We start from the raw sequence: 13,255 nt of genomic DNA, 5'->3' as shown, positions 1-13,255 counted from the left end.
TTCATTATCTGTAGGCGAGTTCTGGCAAGAACAACGCAATTTGTGGGAATGCCATTACAAGCCCTGTTGTCAGCAGCAAGATCAGCAAAAATGGGGGAACTCCGCGGACGACATCCACAAATGGTCGGCGGAAAACAGCAATTGCCGTGAATAGATTGCACCCGAATGGCGGCGTGGCGGCACCAATGGCAACCTGCAGTGTGATGAGCACTCCAACCAGCACCGGATCAAGACCGGTCGATTTGATCAGTGGCGCAAAGATTGGCACCAAAATCAAAATCACCACGATAGAGTCGACAAACATACAGCCGATGAAGAAGGCCAGAATGATCGCTGTCAGCGTCATGATCGGTCCAGCTTCATTGAGCCCGAGCGAACTGATGATTGTCTGAGGCACCTGCGCGAACGAGAGTGTCCATGAAAAGGCTGCACCTGCTGCGATCAGGATGAACACCACGGACGTGATAGCCCCCGTCGACAGAGCGATATCCGGCAGATCGCGAAGGCGGATGGATCTGAAGATCAAAGCTTCCAGAACAACGGCGTAAAGCACACAGATGGCAGCGGCTTCTGTTGGAGAAAAGACACCGCCATAAATCCCACCAACGATGATCAGCGGAAAGCCCATTGGCCAGAGCGCGCGCCTTACCGCATCAAACCGCTCTCCCCAGCCAGATCTTTCCAGCACTGGGATATCGTGTCTATACGCATGCCACATGCAATACGCAGAGAAGAACGCCACGATAATGAGACCTGGGACGATGCCAGCGATGAATAGCTGTGAGATCGACGTGCCGGACACAACGCCATAGATGATCATACCGATTGATGGCGGGATGAGATAAGCCAGATCAGCTGCGTTGACGATCAAGCCAATGGTGAAACTGTCTGAGTAGCCAGATTTCAGCATACGTGGCCGCATCGCGCCGCCAACCGCAACGACGGTTGCCTGCGTGGAGCCGCAAACAGCTCCGAAAAGCGCGCAGGCACTGGTCACCGAGATGGCCAATCCACCCTTGATGTGCCCCATAAAGCGCATCACCACATCAATCAGACGATCAGCAGAATGTCCGCGCGTAATGATATCGGCAGCAAGAATGAACATTGGAACTGCGACCAAGGCGGATGGTTTGACCCCACCAATCATCTGCTGAACCAATATCTGCGGACTAAAGTTTGGGAAGTAGATCAAGAAGCCGATAAACGCTGCCGAGATCAGCGGCATTTTCATCGGAAAGCCGAACAGCAGCAGGACGACCATGACCGTTAGCATGAGCTCTGTCATTTTGCGGTCTCCTCTTCCTTCTCAACAAAGCGTGCAACTGCTGCGGCCGTTTCCGGGTCCTCATAACTGTCGACCTCCAGATAGGAGACGTAGATTTCCTCTTCCGACAGATCGAGGTTTCGCAAAGCTGTTAAGAGATATTGGAGGGTTGCTAGGCCCAACCCGATAACCACCCAGATGTACGTCAGATAAAGCGGCACTTGCAGCGCAGGCGTAACTCGTCCCCGGCTGGCAACTTTCGCCACATACTCAACGGCATACCAGGTCAGCGTCGCCATCATGGTTGCGGTTGTTATGGTGATCAAAATCATCAGTATCTTACGAAGCTTCTGAGGCAGAGCATCATAGATGGCCGACATGCGGATATGGATGCCTTTTCGTGTGGCGTAACCAAGCCCCATGAAGGTGATGATGACGATCAGAAACTCATTGAGCTCTTCGGAGAAATAAATCGACTGGTGAAAGACATAGCGCCCGAACACATTTGCGATGGTGTTGACGGCCATGGCGATGATGCCCCAACTGAGGATGAAAACCTCAATCTTGCAGATCACACCGTCAACTTTCCCGAGGAGCTTAAAGGGGACAGAACGGGGTTCCATCTTTACCCTCCTCCAGTGTACCCACACCCCACCTTCAGAGATGAGATGTGGGGCTTCCTATTATTGATGAGTTGATGCAATCTCAGTTTTCAGGGTCTTCAACAGCTCTTCGCCGCGAGATCCGGCAGAGTCTACATAGGCACTGGCCGTTGCTTCACTGCGAGCGCGGAAGACATTGCGTTCTTCCTCTGAAAGGACCACCAGATTGATCTCAGGCTTGTTTGACTTAATGGTGTCGAGACGTTTCTGGTTGAAGTCGGAGACCACGCCATCGATGAAACCCGACATTCCAGCCATAGTTTCTCTCACAAGCTTCTGACGGTCTGGAGAGAGTGTGTCGAACCAATCCGTTCCGGCAACAACGGTGGTGACGAGTTCCTGTTCACCAGCCCAGATCAGGTAGTCTGTAACCTCATAGAACTTCATCTCTTCAATGGTTGGAACCGGGTTAACCTGACCGTCTACGGCTCCAAGCTGCAGAGCGCCGAAGACCTCACCAAATGGCAGCGGCGTTGGGCTTGCACCCATATTCTTGTAGGTCTCCAGCAGGATCGGAGAGACCATGACGCGCATTTTGAAGTTCGAGAAGTCGTCTGGATTGCGAATTTCTTTGTTGGTGGTCCAGACCTGAGGCCCTTCTGAATACATGGTGAGGACTTCGAGACCGCGCTTGCGGAAGTCCTCGTTCAAATCACTATAAATGGTCTCGGAATTGCTCAGAATGTTCGAGACTGCTTTGGCATCAGATGGAAAGAGATATGGCAGCAGGAAAATCTGACTTTCCGGGACGATGGTGCCCAGATTGCCTATGGATACGTTGGTGAACTGAATGAGGCCATCCGTGGCCTGCTCCACCGTATCAGTTGGTGTGCCGAGCGTTCCCATCGGGTAGATCGTGATGGTCACGTCTCCATCGGTCTTGGTTTCGATGCGCTTCTTAAACTCCTGCGCGTAGGCATCCATGATGGAGCCTGGAATTTCCTCGATGGCGAATTTCCAGTCTTCTGCATAAGCGCTTAGCGGGACTGTGCCCAGAACCATTGCAGCTGTTAGTGTCTTTAGCGATTTAAGAATTGAGTTCATTTCATCCTCCCACAGAACTGGTTCCCAATCTTCCTCGCCGCTAGCACACTAGATGTTGAACCTAGAAAAAATATCAAATAAGTTATGTTTACATGAAATATATCAATGTAATTAAATTAGCCTAGAACAGGAAGATCATTAGATGAAACTTCTCCGAAACAATCTGCTCGAAGCATTTTGTGCTGTCGTGGAATGTGGTGGTTTTTCGGAGGCGCAGTTCAGGCTGGGCATATCTCAATCCGCGATCAGCTGCCGCATTCGGGATCTGGAAATTGCCCTTGGATATCGTGTCTGTGAGCGTGGTCGTAGTGGCTTCCAACTCACTGAGCGGGGCAAGATCGCCTATGAGAAAGCCTGCGAAATCATCCGTCTTGTTGAGGATTTCGACGCCGAACTGCTTGAGTTGCGAGGTACGATCACTGGACAGCTGCGCATAGGTATTGTCGACACGGTGATCAGCCTTCCGGGGTTTCCGCTTGTCCCTGCGTTGCAGCGGTTCTTCTCAAAGGAGAACGACGTCAATCTGGAGCTGGTTGTTGCCTCTCCAAACGACTTGAAGGAAGGCTTGATTACGGGAAGTCTGCATATCGCAATTGCACCGTTTAAACGAAAACGCGATGAGCTTGAGTACATAAAAGTCTGCAGCGAAAATCACTATATGTACTGCGGTCAGGCACATGACTTGTTTGCATGTGGAACCGATGAAATCTCACCAGATATCCTGAATAATCACGCTGTGTGTCAACGCTCCTACGACATGATCGTTGCGCGTGATGCCAAAGCCCCAGAGCCCAAGGCGATTGTTACGAACATGGAAGCAGCTGCGGCTCTCATTTTGAGTGGGAAGTTCCTCGGCGTTTTACCTGATCACTACGCCACTCAATGGGTCAAGACAGGAGAGATGCGTCTTCTGGAACATCCTGACCTGACATGGACATCAGAGTTTTACATCGCGTCCCGCAAGTCCCAAGCACACAGACAGGCTGTCGAGTGGTTCATCAAAGCGTTGCTGCACGGGTTGTAAGTGTTCGCGATCAAACGCTGGACAGCAGGATGCTTGTTTCGCTGTTCATGACGCCTTCGATGAGGCGGACTTCTCGCAGAACGCGGTCGAATTCTGAGAGGTTCTCGACGCGGATGTCCGTGACCAGATCCCATTTGCCGCTTGTGGTGTGGAGGACTTGCAGTTCAGGTAGACCACGCAGTTTGCGGATGACCTGGGTGGTGTTTCGTCCCATCACTTCGATCATCATGACAGCTCTGATTTCACCGCTGTCATAATCTTCACGCACTCGTGCCGTAAAACCAAGCAGCGCCCCTGTTTCCAGCAGGCGGTCCATGCGTGTTTGTACAGTTGCGCGTGAGACGCCCATAATCTGTGAGAGTTTGGAGACTGGAGCACGGCCATCCAAACGCAGAAGGCTGATTAATTGCCTGTCGAGTTCATCATAAATATGTTTCGCTGTATGGTTTTGCTTCATAAGTGCTCTCAACCAATAAGTTTAGCAATAATATAAAATTTGCCTAGCAATCTGTCAAAAACTATCTCTCATACTTAGCAAGATTGATATGTTTTTTGCAATTTGTACAGTTAATACTAGGGAAACTGTAATTACTTGAGGAAAGCTCATGTCAGCCCCTGCCCCGTCAGAACTCGCGTTCGTTCCATTTGTCAGTGTCGACAATATGATGAAGCTGGTCCATCGCATTGGCATTGAGACCATGCTCTCTGGCATCGCCGACTATGTGGAAGAAGATTTTCGCCGGTGGGAGCTGTTTGATAAGACACCCCGGGTGGCTTCTCACTCCAAAGAAGGTGTGATTGAGCTGATGCCGACCTCCGATGGTGAGACATACGGCTTCAAGTACGTCAACGGACACCCAAAGAATACAAAGGAAGGCCTGCAGACTGTTACAGCGTTTGGTCTTCTGGCAGATGTTTATACCGGTTATCCGGTCCTTGTGACTGAAATGACCGTGCTGACCGCCCTGCGTACAGCGGCGACCTCTGCAGTGGTGGCAAAGTATCTTGCTCCTAAAGGCGCCCATACCATGGCGATGATCGGCAATGGGGCTCAGTCAGAATTCCAAGCTCTGGCGATTAAGGAAATCTGTGGGATCAACACGCTGCGGCTTTATGATGTTGATCCTAAAGCGACCGAAAAACTCATGCGCAATCTGGAAGGTCGCGGTTTGACCTTGCAGTCCTGCAAAAGCGCAGAAGAAGCGGCTCTTGGCGCACAGATCATCACCACCTGTACCGCCGACAAGCAGAATGCCACCGTGCTTTCCGACAATATGGTTGGAACTGGCGTACATATCAACGCGATTGGTGGCGACTGCCCGGGCAAGACTGAGCTTGCCAGTGGCATCCTGACCCGCTCTGATGTCTTCGTTGAGTATCCGCCTCAGACACGCATTGAAGGCGAAATTCAGCAGATGCCTGAAGATTTCCCTGTTACTGAGATCTGGAAAGTTATTACGGGTCAGGCTGAGGGCCGTAAGGACGAGCGTCAGATCACCTTGTTTGACGGTGTCGGTTTTGCAACTGAGGACTTCTCCGCACTTCGCTACGTGCGTGACCAGCTTAAGGGCACTGGTTTGTACCATGACCTTGACATGCTGGCTGATCCTGATGACCCACGTGACCTGTTTGGCATGGTGATGCGTGCTGAACCGGAAAGCGGAGACGCTGCATGAACCGCACATCCGTTCAGGCGCCCGGCGCCGTTGTCATGGTTCGCCCGCACCACTTTTCAGTGAATGCAGAGACTGCAGCTGACAACGCGTTTCAGGCTGAGCTCACAACAGATTCAAAGCATGCCAAACAAGCCTATGATGAGCATACCGCAATGGTGGAGCAGCTTGAATCTCATGGTGTGCGCGTTCATGTTTTTGAAGGTGACACTCCGGGTCTTCCCGATTGTGTGTTCCCAAACAACTGGTTCTCTACGCATGCTGGTGGGCACGTTGCGATTTTCCCGATGAAAGCGGAAAATCGGCGTTTGGAGCGTCGTCACGACATCCTTGAAATGCTGAAGTCCGACTATCGTGTTCAGGATGTCATCGACTATTCCGGCCTTGAGCAGGATGGGCTTTATCTTGAAGGAACTGGCGCAATGGTGCTCGATCACATTGATCGTGTTGCCTATGCGGTGGAAAGCGACAGAACCAATCCAATTGCTCTGGAGCGTTTTTGCACACACTTCAACTTTGAGCCAATGGTGTTCGCTGCTGAAGATGACAAAGGCACGTCGATCTACCACACCAACGTGCTGATGTGCGTTGGGACCAACTTTGCACTGATCGGTACGGATATGATCACGGATACGGCGCGACGGTTAGAAGTTGTGGCACGCCTTGAAGCCACAGGTCGGGATGTGATTGAGCTGAGTAATGCTCAAATCTCAGGCTTTGCCGGGAATGCAATTGAGCTGATGGGCAAGGATGGCCCCCTGCTCGCACTTTCGCAAACTGCTTATGATATTCTGACCGAAGAGCAACGTGACAGGATCTCTGCTTCTGCGACACTGGTGCCGCTTGCTATCCCAACGCTTGAGCTGGCTGGCGGTTCTGTACGCTGCACAATTGCAGGTCTTCACCTGTCACCGCGCAGCTAATTCCAGCGAAACGAGATACGCCCGCCAGAGAAGCTCCGGCGGGCGTATTTATATCATTTGTAGAGATTATCTGAAGTCAGATGAGCAACGTTTCTTTCTTCGGGACGTCCTGAGTGTGTTTTACGACGCGCGGATTGCGTTGCCCCCAATCTGTATAGAGATCAGCCATAATGGTTCCTGAGGACGCCTCCGCCATTTGGGTTGTGATTTCAGCGGATTGCTGGCGGCCAAACAAGACCACTTCCTCTCCCAATGCAACGCCAGTCAGATCTGTGACATCCACGACGATGGTGTTCATGGAAATCTTCCCCAGAACTGGCTGTTTTCTGCCCTGAATGAGAACGCTGCTTAGCCCAGCAAAGCGCCGCAGATATCCATTGGCGTATCCCAATGATACTGTCGCAAGCCGCTTGTCTTCATTCAGCACCGTCGCACGGTCATAACCAATCGTGCTGCCAGCGGGGAATTCTCCAAGACTTATGACTCTTGCCTTTAATGTCATGGTGGTTTTGAAGCCAAGCTCTGGCTTTACAATTCCGTATAACACCGCTCCACAGCGCATCATGTCTGAGTAAGGGTTGCATGGTGAGACAAGTGTCAGTGTGCTACCAGCGTGCACCAGCAAGTTTTTACGCTGCAAAGAGGTGTTGGCGACCACCCAATCCACGTCCTTATGAAACCGTGCGATGCTCGTCTCAAGATCCTCAGGCAGATTTGAGGGAAAATGGGTACTCATGCCAATGATGTGCGGCCCCAGCAAATCTACAATACGCTTGCAAACCTCTTTACCCTTCGGGGAGGAAAGCTCCAAGCCATCCCGCGACATTCCCCCTGCATTTAATGAGAGATGGTGGTTTGCAGGTGCACTGTCCTTTCTTCGGACACTTGCGAGTTCCAATGCCCCCTCAAGACTGCCCACTTGCTCCTGGACCTGAAGAGGCAAAGCAGCTTCTGCTTCATCACGAGTTGTTGCCCGCAACCGGAGCAAGTTCTCTTTGTAACCGGTGTCGCGAACAGATTGTGCCTCTGCGTTTGATGTGATGCCGACGTAACGAACATTGTTGCGCTGGATGATTGGCATGACGTTCGCGATACCGTGTCCATAGGCGTCTGCTTTGACAACTGCACAAAACTTGGTTTTGTCGGGTAAGAGCCCGAGCGCAATCTTTAAATTCGCTTCGATTTGGGTGCACGAAATCTCGCACCAAGAGGAATACATTGGTGTTGCCATCTTCATATATGCCGATGTGAAAGTAATATTGGTGAGTTGAGCCTCAGCTCATTAGAGTGAGCTGAGGCTCAACTCTGATCAGCCAAACACCATTTCTGGCAACCATAGAGCAACCTGCGGAATAAAGGTTGTGATTACCAGTGTTGGTAGCCAAGCGAACGCGATCATTATCAGTGTCGGCTTCATCATCTTGTTGACCGGGGCGTCCGTCACGCGAGCACCAAGGTAAAGCAGTGGTGCTGTTGGCGGCGTGATGTTTGCCATGCCCAGATTGACGCCAAGCACCGCTGCAAAATGAACTGGCTCCATACCGACACTTTGTACGATTGGCAGCAAAAGCGGCGCGGACAACAGCAAGCCGGAAATATCATCCATCAACATGCCAATGAGGATCATGACCAGATTGACCATAAGCAAGATGATGATCGGATTGTCAGAAACTGAATAAATCAGATCCTTTGCCATTGCCGGAATGTTCTCAAACACCAGAAACTGACTGACAATGAGCACCATAAGCACCATCATCATGACAACGCCGATGGTTGTGCCGGCATAGCGCAGCGTTGGGAAAAAGTTCTCTCTATCAAGACCGCGATAGATAAAAAAGCCGATTGGAATTGCGTAGATTACAGCAACACCAGCAGCTTCTGTTGGCGTCATAACACCACCATAGATGCCACCTAGGATGATGACTGGCATCAACAGGGCTGGCATGGCTTTGAAGCTTCGGGTGCGCAGCTCAAACGTGAACTTTCCGCCAACGCGCTCGGTCTTCAGATCTTTCACGTTCCGCAACATCACGAAGTTCACGATGCAAAGGAAACCAATGAGGATGACCCCGGGAATAACAGTTGCCAGAAAGCACTTGAGCACGGATTGCTGTGTAGTCCAGGCATAAAGAATTTGTGAGGAGCTTGGCGGAATAAGCAGGCCTAATGGACTTGCGCTCACGATCAGCGCTGCAGCCATGCCTTCCGGATAGTTGGCTTTGCGCAGATGCGGCATCATGATGGAGCCGATGCAGGTCAGTGTAGCAGCAGCGGAACCAGAGATGGCTCCAAAGATACCACTTGCAACAACCGCAGCTGCACTCAGCCCACCCCGGACATTGCCCACCATTAACTCAGCTAGAGACACCAAAGGTGCCGCTATCCGGCCACGCTCCATGATTGCACCAGCCAAGATGAACAAAGGGATTGCGAGCAGGACCAGTGAACTCACCTTCCAGTGCCCGGTTGGCATAAAGCCGCTGACGTCGTGACCGCCAAAGAGCGCGATGAATAGCAGAACAGCGCCAAAGGACATTGGGACACTGACACCAATCACCAGCATGAGGCAGATAAGAATAAGGCTTCCCAGAATGATCATAGTGCTGGCTCTTTTGTTTTTGTTGTCTCTGGCATGACCGGCGAAAGCGACACATCATCTTGCTGTTGCACATTTGGTTGTGCCGCAGATTTGGCTGGGCCGGTTTTGACGAGCACGATCAGATGCAGCAGGCTGTAGAAGGCCATGGTTGCGAAGCCGACCAGCATGGCAAGACGTGGGACAAAGAACGGAATTCGAAGGGCAATTGTTGCCCGCCACCGGGGATAGCTGTCGATCTCATCAATGATCATGAGTGCGGACCAATAGACCAGTGCCATCGCTATGATGAACTCAATCGAACCAATAACGACGGCCCGTACATGTGCTTTGCGTGGATCTTTGATCACATAGGTCAGCAAGTCTGCATTCACATGAGAGCCATCGTAGGTTCCCATTGCAGCGCCTGCGAAATACATCCAGAAACAGATGATCAGCAGCCATTCTTCGTAGGCAAACAGGTCTGAGCCAAATCCATAGCGAAAGATCACCACGAGAAAGAACGTGCCAGCCATGATGATGCAGCCGATGGCAAGCAACCAGGATTTGATCGTTACCAAGCGGTCGACAAATCGAGACCAGCCTGGTGAGAGGTGTTGTGAGAGTTCAGACATGAATGCTCATAGTTCTGGCTTAACTTCGGGAAAAGGAACGGGCAGCAACAGGCCACCCGTTCACATAAGTGTCTTCGTGCTTATTTATCTGCCATCAGAGCATCGATGGTGTCTTTGCCAACGATTTCAGAGATTTGTGGCCATACGTCTGCCCGCACCTTTTCAGCGATTGCAGCACGGTCTTCATCAGAGACAGTCACAACCTGATAACCGCTTTCCTGAAGCTTTGTGACATATTGTGCCTCGTTGTTTCGGCCCCAGGCGGCATAATCACGTGCGGCTTTGTCAAAAGCTGACTGGACAGCTGACTGCTGCTCTTGGGAGAGTTTGTCCCATGTACGGCTGGAGGCGTAATAGGTCGTGTTCTCAACCACAGCGTTGTACGGGATGAAGGCTTTGCCAACATCAGAGGTTGCAAATGCGCTGTAAGCCAACTGCGCTGTACAGCAGATCGCTCCATCAACCGTACCCGCCTGAATGGCAGGAAAGACTTCGCCCCAGTTCATTGTGGTGGCTTTAAACCCGATTGATTCAACTGTCGCTTTGATGACCTGAGAGCTCCAGACACGAATGTTCATGCCTTTGTCGCCTGTGTTGCCTGCATTGTCAGGCACATCATTTGCTACAACACCGATGAACCCTTCTGGTGCGTTGGCCAGAAGCTTGAGACCCAGACCTTCAAGACGCTCCGCAAAGATCTTGTTGAAGGCAGAACCTTTGTTCAGATAAACTTTTTCAGCTTCATCCCAACTGCTCACAAGGTATGGCAGGGAGTTGATTTCCAAGACCGGGTCGCTGTGCGCATATACGACAGAATGCACCAGATCCACGTTTCCACGTGCAGCCGCTTCAAACAGCTCCTCACCCGCGCCAAGCTGGCCTGCCGGGAAGACATTTACCTTCAAATCAACATTGGCTGCTTCAATATCCGTCTTGATTTGCTCCAGCAGTGTGTTGCCGTAATGCTCGACTGGCACAACACCAGCGAGTTTGAGAGTGGTTGCAGCAGAAACGCCGCTTGTCAGGCTGAGTGTCAGCGCAGTCGCTACTGCGAATTTTGTGAAATTGGTCAAGTGTCTCTCCTCCGGAAAATCGTTTTTTGCGCATGCCGAGTGCTGGTTGTGTGCGCTACCCCTTTTTGCTGCAACTAACAACCTACGCATAAATTCATAGGACCAAGAGTGGACGCATTAAGCAAGTTCATATATTTAATGTAGATATAAATTTGAGTAATGCCCCATGAATAGAACCTCTCTTGAACGCTTCTGTCGAAACCTCGATTGGAACCTGCTTTATACCTTTCTCATTATCGTTGAGGAGAAAGGGGTTACTAAAGCTGCTAAACGATTGCTGCTAACCCAGCCAGCAATCACCAACGCATTGAAACGACTGGAAAATCAGTTTGATTGCGTGCTGATAGATCGGAATGCAGGTGAGTTCTCACTGACCAAAGCCGGACAACTTCTCTATGAAGAATGTTTGGAGATTTACAGCGGGGTTTCACGCATCGCAGCGGTGCTGAAAGACGTGCGAGAGGATGTGACCGGACACGTTTCTATCGCAACGGCAACCCACGCCGAGTCACCTGTGATTGACGCTGCCTTTGTGCGGTTTCACAAGACACATCCTAAGGCAACGCTCTCAATTAAGGTTGCGACAAGCGGTGATGTGGTCACGCAAGTTAAGCGCAAAACGGCTTCATGTGGGATCGGCCTCACCACAGCCCGTCAACCTGGCCTGACCTATGAGATTATCTACCGCGAGAGGTTTGCGCTTTATTGTGGCCGTCTTAGCCCATTATTTGGGCGTGATGATATTCGCAAGGAAGAGCTCGCGCACGAACCTTATGTAACCTTTCCCACCGATGAACCCGGCGGAGAAATGAGTGAATTTGCCATGGCGCGCAACAAGCTGGGCATTGAGCATTCACCCGTTGGCCGGTCCTATCATTTGGAAGAGTTGCGCCGATTGATCGAAATTGGTGTGGGTGTCGGACCTTTCCCAGTCCATGTGGCGCGGCCTTATGTTGAGGCGAAGCGATTATGGCGCATTACCGATTTTGCAGACCTGCCGATCTACGACATTGCACTCATTACCAACTCAAAGACCCGGCACAATGCAGCGGAGGCTGCGTTTATTGAGATCCTGCGGGACGAAATTAAAAAGGTGTCTCTGGAAGACAGAAGCTATCTAAACTAGGCTTTATCGCTGGACCAAAACTAACACCCCACCTCAGAGAGAGATGGGGCTACAGGCAATTCAGCGAGCCTTAGTCAGTAAGTCCCAAAAGCTGTTCAATGATCGTTATGAATAGCTCTGCTCCGATTGGTATCAGTGCATCCGGGAAGTCATAGTCTGGATTGTGCAGTTGTGGCTGGGTTTCTCCAGAGCCCAAAAAGAACATCGCAGACTTTGCCCCATCCAATCCAAAACGACCAAAATCCTCGGACCACCGCATCGGATAATCCAGTTCTTTCAATGGAGTGCCGATCCACTTCGCTGCCTGAATAATCTGGTCACGACTTTCTGGGTGATTGACACAGGCGAGGAAAATATCATGCCATGTGATTGCAACATCCAGATCAGGTGTTGCTTGCGCTACGGCCTCTTGCGCTCGGGCAATCATATCTTCCATCAATGCATCACTGATGGACCGCAGTGTGACGCGCAGCTCCCCAAACCCGGGCGCAATCCCAAACGTTGGTTCCCCTAAACGGGCATGAGTTAATGTGCTGAGTGTGAACTGATCATTCATCTCCCCACCAACACCGAGCTTTGCGAGCTGATCCATCAACGCGGAGATCGCCGAGGCCGGAGAAAGGCCATCTTCCGGTGCGGCGGCATGCGAGCTCTTACCACGCAGGTTGATCTGCATTCCACGGGATGCGCAGTTGGCATATTCCTGACAGATGCTGACTTCACCCAAAGGTCGCGCTGGCAAATTGTGCAGCGAAAACGCAAAATCTGGTCGAAACTCTGCGAAGTTCGGATCTTCAATCACAGCCGCAGCCCCTGCTCCAGTTTCTTCGGCTGGCTGGAACATCAACACAACACGCCCTTGCTTCGGGCGTTGTGCGGCAAGTAATTGAGCTACGCCAAGAACCATGGTCATGTGCCCGTCGTGCCCGCACAGATGGCCACGGCCCGGAGTTTGTGAGCGGTACGGAACCTCGGAGATCTCTTCAATCGGCAACCCATCCAGTTCACACCGGATCATCACAGTTGGCCCATCTGCAATACCTCGGAATTCAACGATTACTCCATAACCGCCAAGCCCGGAAACAATACGATCTGCCCCAATTCGCTCGAGTTGCTCAACAATAAAGCGACCAGTTTGCTCTTCTTCACCAGAAGCTTCCGGCGCTTTATGCAGTGTTTGCCGAATATCTGTCAGATGACCAACTTGTTCATCATTCAATTGGAACTGGATCGTATCCAAAATATAAATCTCCACA

General features: G+C 51.2%; 13 protein-coding genes. 4 read left to right on the top strand and 9 right to left on the bottom strand.

Annotation, left to right across the window (positions count from 1 at the left end; translation table 11 throughout):
* Positions 1 to 4: 4 nt before the first annotated feature.
* From PsAD26_RS14710 to dctP (PsAD26_RS14700), 3 genes are read right to left on the bottom strand one after another with little or no spacing between them, the layout of a single operon-like run.
* A complete protein-coding gene (locus PsAD26_RS14710; protein ID WP_063311047.1) occupies positions 5 to 1,285 on the bottom strand; it encodes a TRAP transporter large permease in 1,281 nt (426 codons plus the stop codon).
* Entirely contained in the window at positions 1,282 to 1,887 is a 606-nt protein-coding gene (locus PsAD26_RS14705) for a TRAP transporter small permease (protein WP_063311046.1), read from the bottom strand. The genes PsAD26_RS14710 and PsAD26_RS14705 overlap by 4 nt, the downstream gene beginning before the upstream one ends.
* A gap of 60 nt (positions 1,888 to 1,947) precedes the next feature.
* Positions 1,948 to 2,970 (bottom strand): TRAP transporter substrate-binding protein DctP, encoded by a 1,023-nt coding sequence (dctP, locus tag PsAD26_RS14700; RefSeq protein ID WP_063311045.1) that lies wholly within the window; start codon positions 2,968 to 2,970, stop codon positions 1,948 to 1,950.
* Between the two features lie 142 nt (positions 2,971 to 3,112).
* On the opposite strand from dctP (PsAD26_RS14700), the gene PsAD26_RS14695 reads away from it, so the two are divergent.
* Positions 3,113 to 3,994, top strand: coding sequence for a LysR family transcriptional regulator (locus PsAD26_RS14695; protein ID WP_063311044.1), 882 nt, complete (start codon positions 3,113 to 3,115; stop codon positions 3,992 to 3,994).
* 10 nt (positions 3,995 to 4,004) lie between these two features.
* On the opposite strand, the gene PsAD26_RS14690 is transcribed toward PsAD26_RS14695, so the two are convergent.
* Positions 4,005 to 4,451 (bottom strand): Lrp/AsnC family transcriptional regulator, encoded by a 447-nt coding sequence (locus PsAD26_RS14690; protein ID WP_057465180.1) that lies wholly within the window; start codon positions 4,449 to 4,451, stop codon positions 4,005 to 4,007.
* Positions 4,452 to 4,599: 148 nt separating this feature from the next.
* Between PsAD26_RS14690 and PsAD26_RS14685 the strand changes: the two genes are divergently transcribed.
* Positions 4,600 to 5,670: an ornithine cyclodeaminase gene (locus tag PsAD26_RS14685; protein ID WP_063311043.1), complete on the top strand. Its 1,071-nt coding sequence runs from the start codon at positions 4,600 to 4,602 to the stop codon at positions 5,668 to 5,670.
* Positions 5,667 to 6,590 (top strand): arginine deiminase-related protein, encoded by a 924-nt coding sequence (locus tag PsAD26_RS14680; protein ID WP_063311042.1) that lies wholly within the window; start codon positions 5,667 to 5,669, stop codon positions 6,588 to 6,590. Before PsAD26_RS14685 ends, PsAD26_RS14680 begins: the two co-directional genes overlap by 4 nt.
* Positions 6,591 to 6,666: 76 nt before the next feature.
* On the opposite strand, the gene alr is transcribed toward PsAD26_RS14680, so the two are convergent.
* From alr to dctP (PsAD26_RS14660), 4 genes are all read right to left on the bottom strand, one after another.
* Positions 6,667 to 7,821, bottom strand: a complete 1,155-nt coding sequence (alr, locus tag PsAD26_RS14675; RefSeq protein ID WP_208985705.1) for an alanine racemase — start codon at positions 7,819 to 7,821, stop codon at positions 6,667 to 6,669.
* Positions 7,822 to 7,899: 78 nt separating this feature from the next.
* Positions 7,900 to 9,189: a TRAP transporter large permease gene (locus tag PsAD26_RS14670; RefSeq protein WP_063311040.1), complete on the bottom strand. Its 1,290-nt coding sequence runs from the start codon at positions 9,187 to 9,189 to the stop codon at positions 7,900 to 7,902.
* The gene (locus PsAD26_RS14665; protein ID WP_063311039.1) at positions 9,186 to 9,800 is read right to left on the bottom strand and encodes a TRAP transporter small permease subunit; all 615 of its coding nucleotides are present in this window, start codon (positions 9,798 to 9,800) and stop codon (positions 9,186 to 9,188) included. The genes PsAD26_RS14670 and PsAD26_RS14665 overlap by 4 nt, the downstream gene beginning before the upstream one ends.
* Positions 9,801 to 9,880: 80 nt before the next feature.
* Positions 9,881 to 10,873, bottom strand: a complete 993-nt coding sequence (gene dctP / locus PsAD26_RS14660) for a TRAP transporter substrate-binding protein DctP (RefSeq protein WP_063311038.1) — start codon at positions 10,871 to 10,873, stop codon at positions 9,881 to 9,883.
* 166 nt (positions 10,874 to 11,039) lie between these two features.
* Between dctP (PsAD26_RS14660) and PsAD26_RS14655 the strand changes: the two genes are divergently transcribed.
* Positions 11,040 to 11,999 (top strand): LysR family transcriptional regulator, encoded by a 960-nt coding sequence (locus PsAD26_RS14655; protein WP_063311037.1) that lies wholly within the window; start codon positions 11,040 to 11,042, stop codon positions 11,997 to 11,999.
* Between the two features lie 70 nt (positions 12,000 to 12,069).
* Here the strand turns inward: PsAD26_RS14655 and PsAD26_RS14650 are convergent, their stop codons facing one another.
* Complete coding sequence (locus PsAD26_RS14650) at positions 12,070 to 13,239, bottom strand: amidohydrolase (protein ID WP_244278233.1); 1,170 nt, start codon at positions 13,237 to 13,239, stop codon at positions 12,070 to 12,072.
* Between the last annotated feature and the right edge of the window lie 16 nt (positions 13,240 to 13,255).

The sequence above is a fragment of the Pseudovibrio sp. Ad26 genome (assembly GCF_001623285.1).
Classification (GTDB): Bacteria; Pseudomonadota; Alphaproteobacteria; order Rhizobiales; family Stappiaceae; genus Pseudovibrio; species Pseudovibrio ascidiaceicola.
The sequence above is the reverse complement of the archived record's forward strand: the minus strand, read 5'-3'. Positions and strand labels throughout refer to the sequence as shown.

Excerpts from the sequence above, each read along its gene's own strand:
- PsAD26_RS14695 (WP_063311044.1), top strand. The coding sequence starts at position 3,113 with ATGAAACTTCTCCGAAACAATCTGCTCGAAGCATTTTGTGCTGTCGTG.
- PsAD26_RS14680 (WP_063311042.1), top strand. The coding sequence starts at position 5,667 with ATGAACCGCACATCCGTTCAGGCGCCCGGCGCCGTTGTCATGGTTCGC.
- alr (WP_208985705.1), bottom strand. The coding sequence starts at position 7,821 with ATGGCAACACCAATGTATTCCTCTTGGTGCGAGATTTCGTGCACCCAA.
- PsAD26_RS14705 (WP_063311046.1), bottom strand. The coding sequence starts at position 1,887 with ATGGAACCCCGTTCTGTCCCCTTTAAGCTCCTCGGGAAAGTTGACGGT.
- PsAD26_RS14690 (WP_057465180.1), bottom strand. The coding sequence starts at position 4,451 with ATGAAGCAAAACCATACAGCGAAACATATTTATGATGAACTCGACAGG.
- PsAD26_RS14670 (WP_063311040.1), bottom strand. The coding sequence starts at position 9,189 with ATGATCATTCTGGGAAGCCTTATTCTTATCTGCCTCATGCTGGTGATT.
- PsAD26_RS14685 (WP_063311043.1), top strand. The coding sequence starts at position 4,600 with ATGTCAGCCCCTGCCCCGTCAGAACTCGCGTTCGTTCCATTTGTCAGT.
- PsAD26_RS14665 (WP_063311039.1), bottom strand. The coding sequence starts at position 9,800 with ATGTCTGAACTCTCACAACACCTCTCACCAGGCTGGTCTCGATTTGTC.
- PsAD26_RS14710 (WP_063311047.1), bottom strand. The coding sequence starts at position 1,285 with ATGACAGAGCTCATGCTAACGGTCATGGTCGTCCTGCTGCTGTTCGGC.
- PsAD26_RS14655 (WP_063311037.1), top strand. The coding sequence starts at position 11,040 with ATGAATAGAACCTCTCTTGAACGCTTCTGTCGAAACCTCGATTGGAAC.
- dctP (WP_063311045.1), bottom strand. The coding sequence starts at position 2,970 with ATGAACTCAATTCTTAAATCGCTAAAGACACTAACAGCTGCAATGGTT.